Consider the following 18,310-nt stretch of genomic DNA (forward strand, 5'->3'; position numbering starts at 1 on the left):
TGTCCGGCGTCCGCCGGACGCCGAACGGTCCTCTCCGGTTTCCTTCCCCCCGCGCCGTCCGCGCCCGTACGGTGGAGGCCATGACCGCTGCCTTCATCGACATCCCCGGCGTGCGCAACTTCCGTGACGCGGGCGGGATCGGCGCCCTGCGCCGGGGCGTGCTGTACCGCTCCGGTTCCCTCCACACCCTCACCGAGGAGGGCGCCCGGAAGCTCAAGGACCTCGGTCTGCGGACGGTGGTCGACCTGCGCAGCCCGTTCGAGCTGGAGACCTGGCCGGACCAGCGGTACGGCCTCGACCACGAGTCCCTCAACCTGCCGACCCTGCCCGCGAACCGCGGCGACCTCGACCGCCCCTGGCCCGAGGACCAGGCCGGCCTCTACACCTTCATGCCGGAGACCGCCGGCCCCTCGCTCAGCGCGGTCATCCGCCGGCTGGCCGACCCGGAGGCCGTCCCGGTGGTCGTGCACTGCGCGGTCGGCAAGGACCGCACCGGCCTCACCATCGCCGTCCTGCAGTCCCTGCTGGGCGCCTCGGACGCCGACATCACCGCCGACTTCCTGCTCTCCAACCTCGGCCTCGGCCTCGACGAGGGCCCGATCCCCTACATCGACGAGACCGGCAGCGAGCGCCTCTCCCGCCCGGTCGCCGCCGAACACATCGCCGCCTCCCTCGACTGGATCCGCACCCAGCACGGCACCGTCCCCGGCTACCTCTACTCCCACGGCCTCACCGACGCCGACCTGGACGCCCTCCGGGCCAACCTGTCGGCCTGAGGCGCCGCCTCCGGGGCTACGGGCTACCCCTGCCGCTCGAAGCGCCACCACTGGGTGGGCGAGTCGACGTCCTCCCACTGCTGGACGACCCCGTCCGGGGCCTCCGGGGCGGTCAGCGGCTTGCCGCTGATGAAGCTGGTGACGGTGTACGTCTCCGGGGCGTCGACGTGGGCCTCCAACAGCCATTCCTGGGCGCCGAAGGCGTTGGCGGACCACTGCTGGATCGGGACGCCGTCCTCCGGGGAGGCACCGGTGACGTCGAGGCGCTTGCCGCTGCCGGCGTTCTCGACGTGGAACAGCGCGCCACCGGGGTGGACGGCGACGAGCTGCCAGAGCTGGGCGTCGGAGCCGTCGTCCGTGCCCAGGCGGATGCGCGCGCCGCTGCGCCGGGAGGCCTCGGCGACCTCCAGCAACAGTCCGCTGCCGACGTTGCGGATCCGGTACCGGCCGTCGGTCACCGCCCGGTCGGCCGGGCTGCCCCCCACGCTGTCAGTCATGCCCGCAGTCTCCCATCCGGGACTGACAACGGGCCGCCGTCAGGCACCGACAACGGGCCGCCGTCAGGCAACCGACAACGGGCCCGCCGCCAGGCGCTGCCGGCCGGGTCCGCCATCAGGCGCTGCCGGCCGGGTCCGCCGGGGCGCGGCGGACGGCTTCGTATCCGAAGACCGCGACCACGGGGGGCGTTTCCGGTGGACGGACCGTGCCGCCTATGCTGCGGCGAATGTCCACCGAGCAGAGCCCAGAGCAGACGTCCGCCGCCGTCCCGTCACGCCGTCAGCAGCCCACCCTCCTGGAGGCGGTGGCCGAACTGGAGGCGGTGGTCGCGGCCGGCGACGACGAGCGCTTCGGGCCGGCCCTCGGCCTGGTCGGCGGGCTGTTCGGCCCGGCCGGGCCGGCAGTGGCGCCGCAGCTCGGGCACGGCCGCCGCGGCGGCGCTGACCGGCCTGTACGTGGCGGCCTTCGGCGGCTCGCACCCGCTGGCGAAGCGGATCGGCGCCTGGCCCTCGGTGTTCGCCGTCACCGGGGTGGTCGCGGCGGCCTCCGCGGCCGCGACCGTGCTGTCCGCCCGCAAGCGCTGATCAGCGGGCGTTCACCGGACCGCCGCGCCGAACCGCGCCTCGAAGGCGGCCCGGTTCGCCGAGACCGGTGAGCGGTCCCAGACCGCGAACACCACCTGCTCGAACGCGCCCCCGTACCGGGCCAGCGCGCCCTCGAAGGCCTCGGCGACCTGGGCCGGGTCGTTGCGGAACACCCCGCAGCCCCAGGCGCCGAGCACCAGGGCGCGGACCTCGTGCCGGGCCGCCGCCGCGAGCACCCGGACGGCCCGCTCGGCGAGCACCCGCCGGACGTCCGTACCGGCGGAACGCCGTTCCAACTGACCGGCGTTGGGCGCGGGCGAGGTCAGGAAAGTGACCGGGTACGGCCGCGCCTGGAGCTCCCCCCGGCTGCCGCGGATCACCGGCACGGCGGGCGAGACGATCACCCGGTGGCTGTACCGCAGGTCCGTCGACGCCCGGTGCGCCTCGTAGTAGTCCGGGGCCTCCACCAGGCAGCTGTACAGCAGCGCGCTGCGGCACAGGTCCTCCTCCTGGGCGCGGGCGCCGCGCAGGTAGCCGCCGCCGGGGTTGCGCGCGGAGGCGAAGTTCAGCACCCCGACCGGTCCGACCCCGGCCGTGACCAGCCGCCGGGCTGCCTCCATGCTGCCCTCGGCCGTCACCTCGATCCGCCCGCCCGCGGGCCCCGGCCCGCGTTCCCCCGCCGCCAGCAGCGCGTCCAGGTCCGCCGGCGCGTACGACACCGTGCCGGCCCTGGCCGCCGCCAACTGCTCCCCCACCTGCACGAGTTCGCCCCCGGCCGTCCGGTAGCTCCCCCGCTCGGCGATCTCCTCGTTCACCCGTGCCACTTCGTGCAGTCTGCTGCTCATGTCCGTGACGCTACGGGACTACCGCCATCGCGCGCCACAGGTTATTCTCACCCCAAGAACAACACCTCGGGGGGCGAGCAGCAGCGAGGTGTTCGGGGGAACGGGGGAACACGAAGGGCCCGCTCCGGGGGACGGAGCGGGCCCTTCGTGTGTGCTTCAGGCGTCAGTTCTTCCAGCGCGGCTTGCGGTCGTCGCGGTTGAAGCCGCCGCCGTTGAAGCCGCCGCGGTCACGGTCGAAACCGCCGCGGTCACGGTTGAAGCCACCGCGGTCGGACTGCGGACGGCCGCCGGAGCGGTGGTCGTCACGGCGCGAGAACGGACGGCTGCTGCTGCCGCCGCGCTCGTCACGGTCCCGGCCGAAGGACGGGCGGTCGCCGAAGGAGCGGGCCGGACGGTCGCCGAAGGAGCGGCCGCCGCGGTCGTCGCGGTCGCGGTTGAAGCCACCGCGGTCGCCGCGGTCGTCACGGTTGAAACCGCCCGAGCGACGGTCGTCACGGTCACGGCCGGCACCGAAGCCACCACGGTCGCGGTTGAAGCCACCGCGCTCGCCGCGGTCCTCACGGTTGAAACCGCCCGAGCGACGGTCGTCACGGTCACGGCCGGCACCGAAGCCACCACGGTCGCGGTTGAAGCCACCGCGCTCGCCGCGGTCCTCACGGTTGAAACCGCCCGAGCGGCGGTCGTCACGGTCACGGCCGGCACCGAAGCCACCGGAACGGCGGTCGTCACGGTCGCGGCCGCCGAAGCCACCGGAACGGCGGTCGTCGCGGTCGCGGTCGCGGTCGCGGCTGAAGGCCGGACGCTCGGTGCGCGCCTCGCGGTACGACGGGGTGCGCTCCTCGGCCTGCGGCGCGGCGGCGGCCGGAGCCTCCGCAGCGGCCGGGGCGTCGGCCGGGGCGGTCTCCTCGCCGGCCTCGGCGGACGCGGCCGGGGCCTCGTCCTCGATGCCCAGCTCGACCCGCTCGCGCGCCGCACGGGCGGCCAGGCGGTCGGCCTCCTCGCGCAGCTCGGTGGCGCGGCGCTGCGCGCGCTCCAGCTGGCGGGTCATGTCGGCGAGCTCGCGCTCGGCGGCACCGGCGATGTTCGCGGCGCTCTCGGCCTGCACCTCGGTGAGCGAGCGGGCGCCGGTGATCTTGGCGACCTCGGCGTCGAAGGCGTGGTCCAGGATGTGGCGGCTGGCGTCGACGCCCGCGTCCTCCATCAGGCGGAAGACGCCGCGGCGCTGGTGCGGCAGCACCAGGGTGACGACGGCACCGGAGCGGCCGGCGCGCGCGGTGCGGCCGGAGCGGTGCAGGTAGTCCTTGTGGTCACCGGCCGGGTCCACGTTGAGGACCAGGTCGATGCCGTCGACGTGGATGCCGCGGGCGGCGACGTCGGTGGCGACGACGACGTTGACGTAGCCGTCCTTGAAGTCGCCGAGGACGCGGGTGCGGGCGCCCTGGGTCATGCCGCCGTGCAGCGCGTCGGCCTTCACACCGGCCTCGATCAGCTGCTCGGCGACGCGGTCGGCGCCCATCTGGGTGCGGACGAAGATGATCGTGCGGCCCTTGCGGGCGGCGATCGCGTTGGTGATCGGCGCCTTGTCCTTGGGCTTCACCACGAGGATGTGGTGGGTCATGGTCGTGACGGCGCCGGCCGACGGGTCGACCTCGTGGGTGACCGGGTTCTTCAGGTAGCGCTTCACCAGGGTGTCGATCTCGTTCTCCAGGGTGGCGGAGAACAGCAGGCGCTGGCCGCCGGCCGGCACCTGGTCGAGGATCTCGGTGACCTCGGGCAGGAAGCCCATGTCGGCCATCTGGTCGGCCTCGTCGAGGACGACGGTCTTGACGTCGTCCAGCTTGGCCGAGCCGCGGTTCAGCAGGTCGCGCAGACGGCCGGGGGTGGCGACCAGGATGTCGACGCCGCGCTCCAGCGCGTAGATCTGGTTCGACATCGAGGTGCCGCCGCAGACGACCTTGAGGCGCAGGCCGAGCACCGAGCCGAACGGCTCCAGGGCGTCGGCGACCTGCATGGCCAGCTCGCGGGTCGGGACCAGGATCAGACCGCGGGGGTGCTTGGCGCGGGTGCGCTCGCCGTCGGCGAGGCGGGTCAGCAGCGGCAGGCCGAAGCTCAGGGTCTTGCCGGAGCCGGTGCGGCCACGGCCCAGCACGTCCTTGCCGGCCAGGGCGTCCGGGATGGTCGCGGCCTGGATCGGGAACGGGGTGGTGACGCCACGCTTGGCGAGGGCACGGACGACGTCGTCGTGCAGGCCCAGGTCACCGAAGGTGATGGTGGGCTCGGTCGCCTCGGCCGTCTCCTCGAGGGTCTCGGCGGTGATCTCCTCGGCCGACTCGGCGGCCTCGGTGATCAGATCGGTGGAGTCGGTGACATCGGCGGCGGCCTCGTTCGCGGGCATGGCGAAGCGGGCGTCGTCAACGAGAGACATGCAAAACCTTCCGGAAGTGGCACGCGCCAAAGTCCGGGGTTCTGTTTCACAACCGCCTCTATGCGGTCAGCCACGGATCGCCGGAACGCGCCAAGGGCGCCAGTTGGGAATAGGGCGCCAGTCAAATGGATCAAACGAACGATCTACCACCATAGACGACCCTCGGGAACAGAGGCAAATGCCCAGGCCAGTCCGCTAGTGCGCACCCGCATGAGGGCTCGGGGCCGAGGAACCGGAGCTGCCGGAGGAGGGGTCCGGGACAGGCGGGACGGTGGCGGCGGGCGTGGTGCGCTCGGGCTCGGGGGTGCCGGACGGGTGGCCGCTCGGAGTGGCCGACGGAGTGCCGGAACCGCCGCCGGAGCGGCCCTCGCCGGTGCCGCCGGTGCCGCCGGTGCCCGTCGAACCGCCGCCCGAGCTGCCACCGGGGTGCGGCACGGGGCTGGAATTCGCGCCGCCCGCCGAGGCGTTGCCGCCCGGCGCGCTCTCGGGAGCGGGCGCCCCCGGCACCGGGACCACGCCGGCCACCGGGCCGTTCACGCCGGGCGTGAGCTCGCCCGGCGCGGCGGTCGCGGCCCCGGCCGGCGCATTCTCGGCCTGCAGGCCCCCCTGGTGCTCCGCGCGCCCCGACGCACCCCCCGGGTGCCCGGCGCCCGGCGAGGCCGAGGGACCGCCCGACGCCCCGGGCCGACCCGCCGGACCGGCCTGCCCGACCGGAGCCACCCCGCCGTGCTTCTCCTCCGCCGCCGGACCGACCGACATGCACCCCGTCAGCCCCAGCCCGGCCACCGCCAGCACCGCCGCCGCCCGCACCGCGCGCGACCGCAGCGCGACCGCCTCCCGCACCGCCGCTTCCGATCCCACCGCCCGCACCGAAGCCACCGCGCTCACTCTCCTGCCGCCCCACCCGGGCCGCCCACTGGCGCGCGGCCGCTTTCGGTGCCCAACGCGCGCCGGGCCCGCGGGACACGGTTCGGTACGGCAGTTCTCCGCCGCCACGGCACGCCGAAACCCCCGGACCCCGGCTCCGGAACCCCGGCCCCAAAACCTCAGCCCCAGATGGCCGAGGCCAGCTCCGCCCCCGCGTACACCGCGGTCAGCCCGGCCGCCAGGCTCCCGGCCACGTTCGCCAGCGCGTACCGCCCGGCACCGGACTCGGCCAGCCGCAGCGTCTCGTACGAGAAGGTCGAGTACGTGGTCAGCGCCCCGCAGAAGCCCGTGCCGACCAGCAGTTGGACGTGCGAGGAGGCCGCGCCGGCCGTCACCGCCCCGGCCAGCAGACCGAGCACCAGGCAGCCGAACACGTTCACCGTGAAGGTGCCCCACGGGAACACCGAGTCGTGCCGGGACTGCACCGCCCGGTCGGTCAGGTACCGCAGCGGCGCGCCGGCCACCGCACCCGCCACCACCAGCAGCCAGTTCACCCCCCGCCCCCGCCCGCACCCCGGCCCCGGTAGTGCACGACCTCGCAGCGGTCCAGCAGCACCAGGCCCTCCGCGACCAGTTCCTCCAGCTGCGGCAGGAACGCCCGCACCCGGTCCTCCTCGTCCACGATCACCACCGCCACCGGCAGGTCCTCGCTCAGCGACAGCAGCCGCGCGGTGTGCACCAGCGAGGAGGCGCCGAACCCCTCGATCCCGCGGAACACGCTCGCTCCGGCCAGTCCGGCCGCCCGCGCGCGGTGCACGATCTCGCTGTACAGCGGGCGGTGGTGCCAGGTGTCGCTCTCACCCACCAGCACGGTCAGCCGCAGCGCCGGCCCGCCCAGCCGGCTCACCGGGCACCGCCGCGGTGGATCACGCGCCGCGTCAGCGCCGCCGCCGCCCACACCGCGCCGAGCGCGCCCACCAGGGTCAGCCCCAGGTACGCCAGCCCGGGCCCGGGCCGCCCGGCCTCCAACAGCCGGCGGATGTCCACCGAGTACGTCGAGAAGGTGGTGAACCCGCCCAGCACCCCGGTGCCGAAGAACGGCCGCAGCAGCGGGTGCGCCGGACGCCCCTCGGTGACCGCCACCAGGAACACCCCGATCACCGCGCAGCCGAACACGTTGATCAACAGCGTCGTCCACGGGAAGGCCGACGGCCCGGTCTGCCAGCCCAGCCCGGCCGCGTACCGCGCCACCGCGCCGATCGCCCCGCCCACCGCGACCACCGCCACCGCCGGCCCTTGCCCGCGCAGCACCGACGGCCATCCGCCCACCGGCGCCGGCGTGCTCTCCACCGTGTCCTCCGAGGTCGTCACGAACCCATCAAACACCGCTGTTCGCTGCCTGGCACACCGTCACCCGAGACCCGACAATGATCCGGTGGAAATGACCCGGGAAGAGTTCGAAACGCTGGTCGGCGACGCCCTGGACCGGATTCCCCCGCACCTCGCGGCCATGATGGACAACGTCGCGGTCTTCGTCGAGGACGAACCCGACCCGAGCGACCCGGAGCTCCTCGGCCTCTACGAGGGCACCCCGCTCACCGAGCGCGGCGAGTGGTACGCGGGCGTCCTGCCCGACCGGATCCTGATCTACCGCGGCCCCACCCTGCGGCACTGCGAGACCCGCGAGCAGGTCGTCGAGGAGGTCCGCACCACCGTCATCCACGAGGTCGCCCACCACTTCGGCTTCGACGACCACGAGCTCGACGAACTCGGCTGGTCCTGACCCCCGCCCCACCCGGCCCAAACCCGTTTTGGCGATCCGCCCCGCATCCCATATGCTTCTCGACGTCCCCGGAACGCTGGAAACAGCCGGACGGGCCGCAAGCCCTCATCGTCTAGTGGCCCAGGACGCCGCCCTTTCAAGGCGGTAGCACGGGTTCGAATCCCGTTGGGGGCACGCAGTACCGTAGTAAAGTGCAGTGCCGCAAGACCTTAGTGGTTCGCCACTACCAGGTCCCGTGGAGCAGTTGGTTAGCTCGCCACCCTGTCAAGGTGGAGGTCGCGGGTTCAAGTCCCGTCGGGATCGCTCCGTCTCGCAAGAGACGGCGCAGTACGGCCAGGTAGCTCAGTTGGTACGAGCGTCCGCCTGAAAAGCGGAAGGTCGCCGGTTCGACCCCGGCCCTGGCCACATCGCCTGAAAAGGCATGATGCCCTCGAAGCAGCTCGCTTCGGGGGCATTTTCGTGTCGTTTGACGCCAACGGGACGGCGGACGGTCACCCTCCTTCCGCCCGACAGCGAGTACCGACAGTTCTGGACCGGGGGCCACTGACACGCTGCCCTCGCCGCCGATGCGACGCGCCCGGCGTGCCAAGCTCCCACCCCGGGTCCGGGAGCTACGAGGTGACCTCACCACCGAGGGCGGCGCACGCCGCCCTGCTCGAGCCCTTGGGGCGGTCCCCGGTCACCGGCCGGCCAGCAACGCGCCCGCCAGCGACTGGGCGGTGCCCGGTCCCTGGCCGCGGCGCGGTCGCGCTCCGGACAGCGACGGCATGCGCTTGGGAGCGCGTTCCTGGCGGGCCTTCTCGATGACCGTCGTCCCGGTCTCCGCCTCCAGCACGGGGGCGTAGCCGGCAGCCCGAAGCGCGGCAAGGGTTGCCTCGGGATCGGCGGTACTGATCAGCACGGTCGGCGCGATCCTCCGCAACCCGAGCTTGGACAGCGCACGAGCCGCGGCGAGCTCCGACACCAGTGACTCGTCGTCGGAGCGGATGCAGCAGGCGGAGCGCACCACTCGCATCCGGCCGTGGGTACGCGCGGTGTCCTTGACCAGGTACTCCAGGGGCTGCGGAAGCGGCCGTCCGCCCTCGGAGACGTCGGCCAGCCGAGCCAGCAGGTCGGCGGCGTCCAATCCGGAGTCCAGCGCCCGGCGGACCGCCGCAGGGGTGATCCGCCACACCACGGCACGGCCCTCCGACTCCCGGTCCGCACAGGCGGCCAGCAGGTCGGTCAGCTCTGATGCGGCGGCTCCGGCGACCACGGCCGTAAGGTCCGCCTGGAACCGGGCGGTGGTCTGCGGCGCGGGCAGCAGGGCGTCCAGGGCCGCGGACAACCGCCGAACCGCGTCGTCCAGAGCAGGACGGTCGCGCAGTGCCGGCCCGGCGCCCGGGACGGCGGGGAAGTGGCGGTGTGCACCCGCCCTCAGGAACCCGAGCACGGCGTGCCCGAGCGAAGTCAGCGCTCCGTGGGCGACGACCCCGAGCAGCTCCGCCTCCGCCAGGGTCGCCTCGACCCGCTCAGTCTCCCCCGCACCCTGGGTGAGGGCGGTGGGGCGGAACCAGGCCGCCGTAGCGATGAGGGCGGCGAGAGCGGTCGCCCGCCCGCGAGCGGACTTGCCGGTGGCGACTCCGTGTCCGGCCGGAAGGGTGGCGAGGGCCTCCAGCACGGCATGGCGCAGATCGACGGCCTCGCCGTCCTCCGGCGCGGTCAGCGCGACTGGGGTGTCATTCTCGTCCGGCCAATGGCTGAACACCTCGGGCACCACCGCCCAGGTGGCGACGAACGGCAGCAGCCGCCGAGCGGGTGGAGCCGCCAGCCACTCGTCGTACCGCTCGGTGGGCAGCATCCGGGCAGGTGGCTGGGATTCCGGCCGACGCGCGCGGCCCCGTCCTCTCGCCGGGGCCTCCGGCTCCTCGGCGCAAGGGGCGATCAGGTCCGCGTTGTTCGCCAGGTCGAGCCACAGTCGGGCTTGTTCCTCCGGCATGCCGACCGCCTTCGCCAGCCGGCGGGTGTCCCGGACCGCGATTCCGCCCGCCTTGCGGACAGCCGGCGGTTGCACGGCCACCTGGCGGAGCATCAGCTCGACCCGGGAGGCCGCCTCGGCCAACGCCGCCTGTGCCTGGCTCTCGACTGCACCGTCCGGGATCTCCACCGTGCCCCCGACCGGAGGCGGGACGGACAGGTAGCTCGGCGCGCGGTCGTGGTCGCGCAACGCGTCAGCCGCCTCGCGCGGCAGTTCCACCAGGTCCTCATCCACCGGAACGACCAGGCCGCGAGCGGCCAGCCAGTCCGTGCCGGGATCTCCCGAGCCGCCTTCCCGGAAGGTGAACTTGCCTCCGGAGCCCGGGTAGAAGCCGCCGCCGTACCGCGAGACGAAGCAGTGCGTGCGCAGCAGTGGCGGGCCCGGAACCAGTTTGTCCAACAGGTCCAAGGCCGCGGGCGGCGCCTCGGCGGCCATGGCGCGCACACGCTTCGCATCCCTGAGCACGTCCACGATCTGCCGCTGCGCCTCGTCTCGAGTCCGCGCCTTCGCGAGCCCCAGCCCCTGCGCGATCCGGTGAATCTCCGGAGCGTTGAAGGCCTCGGTGAGCAGTTGTTCGGCGGGCCGGCCGTAACCGCCGCCGCCCGCCTGACGGTGGAACAGGATCGGAACGGTGACCCTGATTCCGGACGAGGGCAGCACCAGGGCCCGCTCGGTCAGCCGGGACAGCGCGGCCTCGGCCGCAGACCGACCCGCGTCGTCGAGTCGCAGGAATCGGAAGAGCTGGTCCCGGGTCACGGACCGGTCAGCGGGGTCGACCGCAGGCGCGTCGAGGCGCGGCGAACGGCCGCCGTAGCCCATGAACAGGTGATGGGCGGACGGGACGGCCGGTAGCGGACCGTGCAACCGTTCGGCCAAGGTCGCCACAGCGAAGAGCAGTTGAATGTCCCCGAGACTGATCTCGTTCAGCCCCAGGGCCGTCGATTCGTCCGTCAGCAGGTGGCCGGCCAGGTCGGCCAGGCTCGCCACCCTGGCCGCGTGGGGAAGTTCGCGCTGCTCCAGCAGTTCGGTCAGCTGCGAGGGAGTACGGTCGGCCAGCCAAACAGCGAGGCTTCGTGCTGCTTTCACCGCACCAAGCGTAGTGAGTCGCCGGCGGGAACGGGACCAGAGATGTGAAACAGGGGACCCTGGCACAGCTCGGCCCGCACCCGGCAATGGCACCGGGTGTACGCACTCCCGGCTGGTGAACGCGGTCCGGTCGAAGCCATCGGCGAGCCCCGCGCGGTCACGACGGAGAATCTCCGGCTCTTCGCGGCAACCTTTTCGACCTCCGCGGCCACTCAGTGCTGTCCGGCCAAGTGGTTCGGTCAGATGCGACGGCTGAAAGAGAGCACAGACGTGTCCCTTGAACGAGAGCGCAGAGATGTCCCTCGCCCACCCCACGCCGTCAGTGGCGTCGCGCGGGTGGGCGGCCACGGGCGCGGAGCCCGTCCGTCGCATCGCGCCCGTCGGCTGTACCAGCGCCGGGGTTTCTGGGCGGCTGTCGGCCTGGCGGTCGTGGGCGCCTCCGTGGCCGTGGTCAACACGGCCTCGGCGGGCACCGTGTCCGTGGACACGAGCCCCTGGTACCTGCTGGTCAACCGCAGCACCGGCCAGGTGCTGGACGACTACGGCTACGGCGCGTACGACGGCGCCCCGGTGGTGCAGTGGAGCCGCACCGGCGCGGCGAATCAGCAGTGGAAGTTCCTCGACGCGGGTGACGGGAACTACCGGCTGCAGAACCGGTACTCCGGAAAGGTGCTGGACGACTACGGCTGGTCGAAGGCCGAAGGCTCCCAGGTGAGGCAGTGGCGTGACCTCAACGGCGCCAACCAGCAGTTCCACCTGGAGAAGTCGTCGGACGGATACGTGCGTCTGATCAACACCTTCAACGGCAAGGCCGTCGAGGTCCCGCTCGGCTCCAAGACCGACGGGGGCCAGATCGCCCAGTACCACGACTGGAACGGCGCCAACCAGCAGTGGCAGCTCGTCCCGGCCGGCGGCGCGGGAGGCACCGGGAACACCGGGGGCTCCGGCAGCAGCGCCACGCCCCCCAAGCCCGCCACGCCGGGCGGCAGCGCTCCGACGAGCCAGGCCCCGGGTGGTAACCACCCGACGTCGGCGCCGCCGGCGGCTCCGGCCGGCGGCGGCAACAACTCGGCGAAGAGTTTCATGGGCAGCAACACGGTGCTGATCGGCGGCTCGATGTCCGACGCATCGGCGAACGCCGCACCGTTCGACGTGCAGTACGCCTACGTGCACAGCCAGCCCGCGCCCTCCTCGGACTACTACACGGCGGCCCGCTGCCAGGACGGGTGGACGGGCTGGTGGGGTTGCTGGAACGGCAGCACCACGGCACCCGGCACGTACGTGACCTGGCGGGACGCCAAGGCGGCTCAGGAGACCTACCAGGGCAAGCCGCGTCCGCAGAAGTTCCTCTGGACCTGGTACTCGCTGCGTGACCTCGGCGACGCGGCGGGCCAGGGCGACGGTCCGGGCGAGGTCCAGGCCATCAACAGGGCCGACCTGCTCACCCGGTACCTGAACGACTACCGCTTCTTCCTCCAGAAGATCGGCACCTCGCACGACATGATCGACCTCGAGCCCGACTTCTGGGGCTACGTCCGGTCGCTCGGCGACCCGCACCACGTCGCCGCGCAGGTCACGGCCGCGGACCCGACGGACTGCGGATCGCAGGAGAACAGCGCCGCCGGACTCGCTCAGTGCCTGATCTCGATGGCGCACAAGTACGCTCCGAACACCGCCGTCGGCATGCACCTGTCCTGCTTCGACTGGCAGCAGAACACCCCGCAGTGTGTGAAGGACTACGCCCAACTCGGCGCACAGAACGCCGACTTCCTGGCCACCGACGTGTCGGACCGCGACGCGGGCTGGTACGCGCAGCCCGCCCACGGCGGCCTCGACAAGTTCTGGACCGACCAGAAGGCCGCCGCGCAACTGTCGTTCTACAAGACGATGGCCGAGTCGGTGGGCAAGCCGGTGGTCCTGTGGCAGATCCCCGTGGGCAACATGGCGCAGAACAACACGCTCAACCACTACAAGGACGACAAGGTGGACTGGTTCTTCGCGCACATGGACCAGGTGGCGAACGCGCACATCGCCGGTCTGCTCTTCGGCGCGGGGCAGCAGGAACAGACCACGGCCGAGACCGACGGCGGAAACCTGATCAACAAGACGATCGCGTACCACAACTCCGGCGGTGCAGCGCTCAAGTAGGCGGAGGAACGGCCGTGGCCCCGTCCTTCGGCGGGGCCACAGTCGTTCTTCTGGTGCGCGGCCGGGGCCTCGAGGGGCATGCCCCGAGTCTTCCCCATGAGCCCGCAGGAGCTGGTGCGGCCCGGCCGGTGGTGGTGTCAGAGGGCGGGGAAAGCGGGGAAGGTGCAGGTGGGGGCCGCGCCCGGGCCGTTGGTGGTGGTCAGGGTGACGTCGGGGCCGGACGGATGGAGGTTGGTGTCGGTGGCGGTGATGCGGGCGTTGGCGGCGGTCGCCGTGGTGACGTCGAGGTTGACGTGTTGCAGGGTCAGTTCGAGCGGGCGGGTCCTGTCCAGTCCGACGAGAGTGGATTTCGCGCCGCTGGGGGAGTGGGTCGCGGTGACGCCGTCGACGGTGATGCCGGTGAACCAGGGTGCGTTGGGGCCGCTGCCGCCGGAGTAGTGGGTGTCGAAGACGAGCGGGGCGCGGACGGCGTCGAGGCAGGTGTTCAGGTAGGTGACGCCGGTGACCCTGCCGCCGTTGGCGGGCGAGCTCTTGATGCGGATGCCGGTGCTGGAGCCGCTGGTGGTGCCGAGGGCATCAGTTCCGGTGAGGGTGTTGTCGCGGAAGAGGACGTTGGTCACGCCGCTGGTGGTCTCGCTGCCGATGGAGATGCCGTGAGTGCCGTAGAAGTGGTTGTTCGTCACGGTGATGTTGCTGCTGGACCTGTTGCCGCCCTTGATGGCGATGCCGTCGTCGCCGTCCATGATGAAGGAGTCGGTGATGGTGACGTTGGTGGCGCCGGCCGGGTCGATGCCGTCGGTGTTGCGGGCGCCGGCGGGGGTCTTGATGCGTACGCCCCAGGCGGTGAAGCCGTTGCCACCGTTGTAGACGACGTGGAAGTTGGGGGAGCTCAGCAGGTCGACGTGGTAGAGGGTGAAGTTGTCGGAGTCGTCGGCCTGGATCAGGCGGGGGTTGTTCTGGTTGGATCCGGCTTTCTGGGCGTCGGTGGCGAGCTGCCACCAGCTGGTGGTGGTGCCGAGGACGGTCTGGTCGCCGCGGCCGTCGATGCGGCCCTGGCTGCCGTCGGCGGCGCGGACGGCCTCGATGCCGGCGTTGGCTCCGGCGACGCTGATCAGTGGTTTGCAGCCGCCGCCGGAGGAGGCGAGGGTGCCGCAGCGCGGCTTGCCGCTGATCTGGTAATCGGCGGGGTTACGTGAGCCGTAGAGGGTGACACCACTGTCCAGCAGCAGGACCTCGCCTCGGTGGACGGCCAGCGGTCCGGTGAGGAAGGCGTTGTGGCCGGAGTCCGTCGCCTGCAGCCGGACGGCCACCGTCTGCTGTCCGGTCTGGGCACAGGTGTCGAGGGCATGCTGGATGCGGATCGTGTCCGGTGGGGTGGTTTCGCTGCCCTGGTCGGTAGCGCGGGTGGGCATGGTCCGGGCGGCGGGAACGGTGGCACAGACGGTGGTGGGCAGTGCGGGCTCGGTGACATGGCGGGTGTCACCGGTCGCTGTTCCGGCCGGCACGGTCGATCGCATGTGGGCCTTCGGGGTCAGCGTGGCCTGGGCGACCAGGGGGACGGCGGCGCCCATGACGGCGAGGACTCCGGCGGTGGCGAGCACGCGACGGGTCGCCGGGCGTCGGCGGTGTGTGCGTCGGTCGAGATCTGGCAACGGTCCGTCCTTCTGGAGCGGCGGCCCGCGGGCGCGGGCCGATTCTCCATCAGTTGCCGTCGGTGGATGAAAGGTTGCCGTGCCGAAGTGTGTTCCTCCTGCCGGGCGCGCCGCCGCCGGGTGCACGTCTCACCGCGGGGAGGATAGGTGCCCCCGACGGGATGAGGGCCGCGCCGGTCCGCTCGACGGAAGATTCTTCTTCCCGAACGGCAACCTTTCGATCCGGCAAGGCAACTGACGGGTAACCGGGGCACTAGACGGAGGCCCCCAGCGCCAGAAGGACAAGCCTTTGTCAGATCAGAACCGCTCTCATCGCCGCCGTCCGGCAACCCGCCGCGTCCTCGCCGCCGCCGTTGTCCTCGCTGCCGTGGGTGCCGCCGTACCGCTGGTCGCTCAAGCCGCGTTCACCTCGAACTCCAGCACGCCGACCACGCTGGGCGCGGGGGCGGCCGGCAGCGGCCGCTACTTCGGCACGGCGGTGGCCGCGGGCAGGCTCGGGGACTCGACGTACTCCACCATCCTCGACCGGGAGTTCACCGCGATAACCCCCGAGAACGAGATGAAGTGGGACAGCACCGAACCCTCCCGGGGCTCGTTCAACTTCGGCCCCGCCGACGCGATCGTCGACCACGCCGCCGCGCACGGCCAGAAGATGCGCGGCCACACCCTGGTCTGGCACTCCCAGCTGCCCGGCTGGGTCGGCTCGATCAACGACGCCAACACCCTGCGCAGCGTCATGGACAACCACATCACGCAGGAAATGACCCACTACAAGGGCAGGATCTACGCCTGGGACGTGGTGAACGAGGCCTTCGCCGACGGCCCCAGCGGCCAGCACCGCAGCTCGGTGTTCCAGAACGTGCTGGGCAACGGCTTCATCGAAGAGGCGTTCCGCACCGCCCGGGGCGTCGACCCCGGGGCGAAGCTCTGCTACAACGACTACAACATCGAGAACTGGTCCGATGCCAAGACCCAGGGCGTCTACGGCATGGTCAAGGACTTCAAGTCCCGTGGCGTGCCGATCGACTGCGTCGGGTTCCAGAGCCACTTCGGCGCGGGCGGGCCGCCGGCGAACTTCCAGACCACGCTGTCGAGCTTCGCCGCGCTCGGCGTGGACGTCCAGATCACCGAGCTCGACATCGCCCAGGCCCCCGCGAGCGCGTACACCGACACCGTCCGTGACTGCCTCAACGTCGCCCGCTGCACGGGCATCTCGGTGTGGGGCATCCGCGACAGCGACTCGTGGCGCGGCGGCGAGAACCCGCTGCTGTTCGACGCCAGTGGCAAAAAGAAGCCCGCCTACGCCGCGGCGCTCACCGCCCTCGGCGGCGGCAGCAGCGGTGGCGGCGGCACCCAGGGCGGAGGCATCAGCTCCGGCACCGTCTACTCGCTCTCCGCGGCGGTCGGCGGGCGCGTCCTGGACGAGCCCGCCGGGCAGAACGGCAACGGCACCCCGCTTCAGGTGTGGGACGCCAACGGCGACGCGCCCAACCAGCACTGGCGCGCCGACCGCAACGCCGACGGCTCCTACACGTTCACCAACCTCGCCAGCGGCCGGGTCCTGGACGAGCCCGGCGGCCGGACGGCCAACGGCACGAAGCCGCTGGTCTGGGACGCCAACGGCGGTGCCAACCAGCACTGGCGTGCCGACCGCAACGCCGACGGCTCCTACACCCTGATCAACGTCGCCAGCGGCCGGGCACTCGAACTCCCCGGCGGCCAGAGCGCCAACGGCACCTCCGTCCAGATCTGGGACTCCTGGGGCGCCGCCAACCAACACTGGAACCTCGGCTCGTCCGCACCGGCGGCCGGCGGCACCTGCACCCTCCCGTCGACGTACCACTGGTCCTCGACGGGAGCGCTGGCGCAGCCGGCGAACGGCTGGGCCGCGGTGAAGGACTTCACCGACGTGGTCTACAACGGCAAGCACCTGGTCTACGCGTCGAACGTGAACGGCTCCTCGTACGGCTCGATGATGTTCAGCCCCTTCACGAACTGGTCGGACATGGCCTCGGCCGGGCAGACCGGGATGAACGAGAAGGCGGTGGCGCCCACCCTGTTCTACTTCGCACCGAAGAAGATCTGGGTCCTGGCGTACCAGTGGGGTCAGTGGCCGTTCGTCTACCGCACGTCCAGCGACCCGACCAACCCCAACGGCTGGTCCGCGCCGCAGCCGCTGTTCACCGGCGGCATCCCCAACTCCGGCACCGGTCCGATCGACCAGACGCTGATCGGTGACGACCAGAACATGTACCTGTTCTTCGCCGGTGACAACGGCAGCATCTACCGGGCGAGCATGCCCATCGGAAACTTCCCGGGCAACTTCGGCTCCTCCTACACCACGGTCATGAGCGACTCGGAGAAGAACCTCTTCGAGGCCCCGCAGGTCTACAAGGTCAAGGACCGAAACCAGTACCTCATGCTCGTCGAGGCCCGCGGCGCGAACGAGCAGCGCTACTTCCGCTCCTTCACCGCCTCCAGCCTGAACGGCTCCTGGACCCCGCAGGCCGCCACCGAGGACCACCCCTTCGCGGGCAAGGCCAACAGCGGTGCCACCTGGACCAACGACATCAGCCACGGCGACCTCGTCCGCAACAACCCCGACCAGACCATGACCATCGACCCCTGCAACCTCCAGCTCCTCTACCAGGGCAAGTCCCCCACCGCGACCGGCTCCTACGACCGACTGCCGTGGCGGCCCGGCGTCCTCACCCTCCAGCGCTGACCCCGCCTGATCCACGGTGATCGCGATCGGGTGCGGCCCGCCGGCGCGTAACCGAGCGGTTCACGCCGCGGGCGGCTCCACCCGCTGACCGGCACTCGCCGCATCGAGGAACCCCAGCCGTGCGCCGGCTGGGGTTCCTCCTTCGTGGACCTCCGCCGCGGGTAGCCGAAGCGTTCAGCCGCAGCACGTCGCTCTCGTCCCGGGCGTGGGGCGAAAACGTCCGCGGGAGTCTCGGAACACCGCGCACGAAGGCCGTCACAGCCCCAGCGCCGGACTACTCTGAGGGTGTTGCCCGGCACACCCCAGGAGACACCGCGCATGAACCCGGAGCACTTCGCACTTCTCGAAGAAGCCCGCCGGAGCCTGCCCGACGGATTCAAGGTGGAGATCTCGGGCGACACCATCGTCATGATGGTCAGCCCCTCGGGCATCCACCAGCGAAACCTGCTACTGGTCCGCCGCCAGTTCGACAGGCACGCCCCGGTCGACCTGCTGCCGAGTGAGAACACCGACCTCGTCTCGCCCAACGTCGGCAAGAGCCGCAATCCGGACCTGACATACCTTCCGAGTGAGGCGTTGGAAACGTCCGACAACCAGGTCCCGTCCGAGCTCGCCGCGGTCGCCGTCGAGCTGGTCTCCCCCTCGAACCCGGAGAACGACTGGGTGGGGAAGGTTCGCGACTACCCCCTGATGGGCATCCCGCTGTACTTGCTGGTCGACGCCAGGCAGAAGACCGTGACCCTGTTCAGCCGACCCGACGGTACGAAGTACCACCGCCGTGAGGACGTCGACTTCGGCGAGACGCTGCGCATCCCCGAGCCGTTCGACTTCGACCTGGTCACGAGCGACCTGCTGCCGTACTGATCCGCGCCGGCTCGTGCTCCCCGCCGCCGGTTGACGCCAA

14 protein-coding genes, 3 tRNA genes and 1 pseudogene are annotated in these 18,310 nt (G+C 71.8%); 9 read left to right on the forward strand and 9 right to left on the reverse strand.

What is annotated here, in order from left to right:
• Nucleotides 1–80 precede the first annotated feature (80 nt).
• Entirely contained in the window at nucleotides 81–776 is a 696-nt protein-coding gene (locus HS99_RS24500) for a tyrosine-protein phosphatase (RefSeq protein WP_030289451.1), read from the forward strand.
• Nucleotides 777–799: 23 nt separating this feature from the next.
• On the opposite strand, the gene HS99_RS24505 is transcribed toward HS99_RS24500, so the two are convergent.
• A complete protein-coding gene (locus HS99_RS24505) occupies nucleotides 800–1,273 on the reverse strand; it encodes an RICIN domain-containing protein (protein WP_046386984.1) in 474 nt (157 codons plus the stop codon).
• A gap of 399 nt (nucleotides 1,274–1,672) precedes the next feature.
• Here HS99_RS24505 and HS99_RS46910 point away from each other — a divergent pair.
• Nucleotides 1,673–1,858 (forward strand): annotated as a pseudogene (locus tag HS99_RS46910) (hypothetical protein); the annotation flags it as partial.
• 11 nt (nucleotides 1,859–1,869) lie between these two features.
• Here the strand turns inward: HS99_RS46910 and HS99_RS24515 are convergent.
• From HS99_RS24515 to crcB (HS99_RS24540), 6 genes are all read right to left on the reverse strand, one after another.
• The gene (locus HS99_RS24515) at nucleotides 1,870–2,703 is read right to left on the reverse strand and encodes a TIGR02452 family protein (RefSeq protein ID WP_030289457.1); all 834 of its coding nucleotides are present in this window, start codon (nucleotides 2,701–2,703) and stop codon (nucleotides 1,870–1,872) included.
• A gap of 163 nt (nucleotides 2,704–2,866) precedes the next feature.
• Nucleotides 2,867–5,128, reverse strand: a complete 2,262-nt coding sequence (locus HS99_RS24520; RefSeq protein WP_046386983.1) for a DEAD/DEAH box helicase — start codon at nucleotides 5,126–5,128, stop codon at nucleotides 2,867–2,869.
• Nucleotides 5,129–5,323: 195 nt separating this feature from the next.
• Complete coding sequence (locus HS99_RS24525) at nucleotides 5,324–5,989, reverse strand: hypothetical protein (RefSeq protein WP_141763799.1); 666 nt, start codon at nucleotides 5,987–5,989, stop codon at nucleotides 5,324–5,326.
• Nucleotides 5,990–6,174: 185 nt separating this feature from the next.
• Nucleotides 6,175–6,549 (reverse strand): fluoride efflux transporter CrcB, encoded by a 375-nt coding sequence (gene crcB / locus HS99_RS24530; RefSeq protein ID WP_030555289.1) that lies wholly within the window; start codon nucleotides 6,547–6,549, stop codon nucleotides 6,175–6,177.
• A complete protein-coding gene (locus tag HS99_RS24535; RefSeq protein ID WP_030289470.1) occupies nucleotides 6,546–6,902 on the reverse strand; it encodes a DUF190 domain-containing protein in 357 nt (118 codons plus the stop codon). The genes crcB (HS99_RS24530) and HS99_RS24535 overlap by 4 nt, the downstream gene beginning before the upstream one ends.
• Nucleotides 6,899–7,366, reverse strand: coding sequence for a fluoride efflux transporter CrcB (gene crcB / locus HS99_RS24540; RefSeq protein ID WP_232543059.1), 468 nt, complete (start codon nucleotides 7,364–7,366; stop codon nucleotides 6,899–6,901). The genes HS99_RS24535 and crcB (HS99_RS24540) overlap by 4 nt, the downstream gene beginning before the upstream one ends.
• 70 nt (nucleotides 7,367–7,436) lie before the next feature.
• On the opposite strand from crcB (HS99_RS24540), the gene HS99_RS24545 reads away from it, so the two are divergent.
• The 4 genes from HS99_RS24545 to HS99_RS24560 all read left to right on the forward strand — a co-directional run bounded on the left by HS99_RS24545 (nucleotide 7,437) and on the right by HS99_RS24560 (nucleotide 8,183).
• On the forward strand, nucleotides 7,437–7,778 hold the full coding sequence (locus HS99_RS24545) for a metallopeptidase family protein (RefSeq protein ID WP_030289472.1): 342 nt from the start codon (nucleotides 7,437–7,439) through the stop codon (nucleotides 7,776–7,778).
• Nucleotides 7,779–7,879: 101 nt separating this feature from the next.
• Nucleotides 7,880–7,952: transfer RNA gene (locus tag HS99_RS24550), tRNA-Glu, on the forward strand.
• Between the two features lie 55 nt (nucleotides 7,953–8,007).
• Nucleotides 8,008–8,081, forward strand: a tRNA-Asp gene (locus HS99_RS24555).
• A gap of 28 nt (nucleotides 8,082–8,109) precedes the next feature.
• Nucleotides 8,110–8,183: transfer RNA gene (locus HS99_RS24560), tRNA-Phe, on the forward strand.
• Nucleotides 8,184–8,457: 274 nt separating this feature from the next.
• Here the strand turns inward: HS99_RS24560 and HS99_RS24565 are convergent.
• Entirely contained in the window at nucleotides 8,458–10,881 is a 2,424-nt protein-coding gene (locus HS99_RS24565) for a helicase-associated domain-containing protein (RefSeq protein WP_141763800.1), read from the reverse strand.
• A 429-nt stretch (nucleotides 10,882–11,310) separates the two neighbouring features.
• Between HS99_RS24565 and HS99_RS24570 the strand changes: the two genes are divergently transcribed.
• Nucleotides 11,311–13,029 carry an RICIN domain-containing protein gene (locus HS99_RS24570; RefSeq protein WP_223886015.1) on the forward strand — a complete coding sequence of 573 codons (1,719 nt, stop codon included), beginning with the start codon at nucleotides 11,311–11,313 and terminating at the stop codon, nucleotides 13,027–13,029.
• Between the two features lie 137 nt (nucleotides 13,030–13,166).
• Here HS99_RS24570 and HS99_RS24575 read toward each other — a convergent pair whose 3' ends face one another.
• Nucleotides 13,167–14,681 (reverse strand): glycoside hydrolase family 28 protein, encoded by a 1,515-nt coding sequence (locus HS99_RS24575; RefSeq protein WP_141763801.1) that lies wholly within the window; start codon nucleotides 14,679–14,681, stop codon nucleotides 13,167–13,169.
• A 289-nt stretch (nucleotides 14,682–14,970) separates the two neighbouring features.
• Here HS99_RS24575 and HS99_RS24580 point away from each other — a divergent pair, with 289 nt between their 5' ends.
• Nucleotides 14,971–17,406: a non-reducing end alpha-L-arabinofuranosidase family hydrolase gene (locus tag HS99_RS24580; protein ID WP_050366653.1), complete on the forward strand. Its 2,436-nt coding sequence runs from the start codon at nucleotides 14,971–14,973 to the stop codon at nucleotides 17,404–17,406.
• 318 nt (nucleotides 17,407–17,724) lie between these two features.
• On the forward strand, nucleotides 17,725–18,270 hold the full coding sequence (locus HS99_RS24585) for a Uma2 family endonuclease (RefSeq protein WP_030289478.1): 546 nt from the start codon (nucleotides 17,725–17,727) through the stop codon (nucleotides 18,268–18,270).
• The last annotated feature ends 40 nt before the right edge of the window (nucleotides 18,271–18,310 follow it).

This window comes from Kitasatospora aureofaciens, from assembly GCF_001188955.3.
Lineage (GTDB): Bacteria > Actinomycetota > Actinomycetes > Streptomycetales > Streptomycetaceae > Kitasatospora > Kitasatospora aureofaciens.

What these genes read in the sequence shown, in the direction of transcription:
- HS99_RS24545 (WP_030289472.1), top strand. Translation starts at nt 7,437, where the DNA reads ATGACCCGGGAAGAGTTCGAAACGCTGGTCGGCGACGCCCTGGACCGG.
- HS99_RS24515 (WP_030289457.1), bottom strand. Translation starts at nt 2,703, where the DNA reads ATGAGCAGCAGACTGCACGAAGTGGCACGGGTGAACGAGGAGATCGCC.
- HS99_RS24505 (WP_046386984.1), bottom strand. Translation starts at nt 1,273, where the DNA reads ATGACTGACAGCGTGGGGGGCAGCCCGGCCGACCGGGCGGTGACCGAC.
- HS99_RS24500 (WP_030289451.1), top strand. Translation starts at nt 81, where the DNA reads ATGACCGCTGCCTTCATCGACATCCCCGGCGTGCGCAACTTCCGTGAC.
- HS99_RS24585 (WP_030289478.1), top strand. Translation starts at nt 17,725, where the DNA reads ATGAACCCGGAGCACTTCGCACTTCTCGAAGAAGCCCGCCGGAGCCTG.
- HS99_RS24520 (WP_046386983.1), bottom strand. Translation starts at nt 5,128, where the DNA reads ATGTCTCTCGTTGACGACGCCCGCTTCGCCATGCCCGCGAACGAGGCC.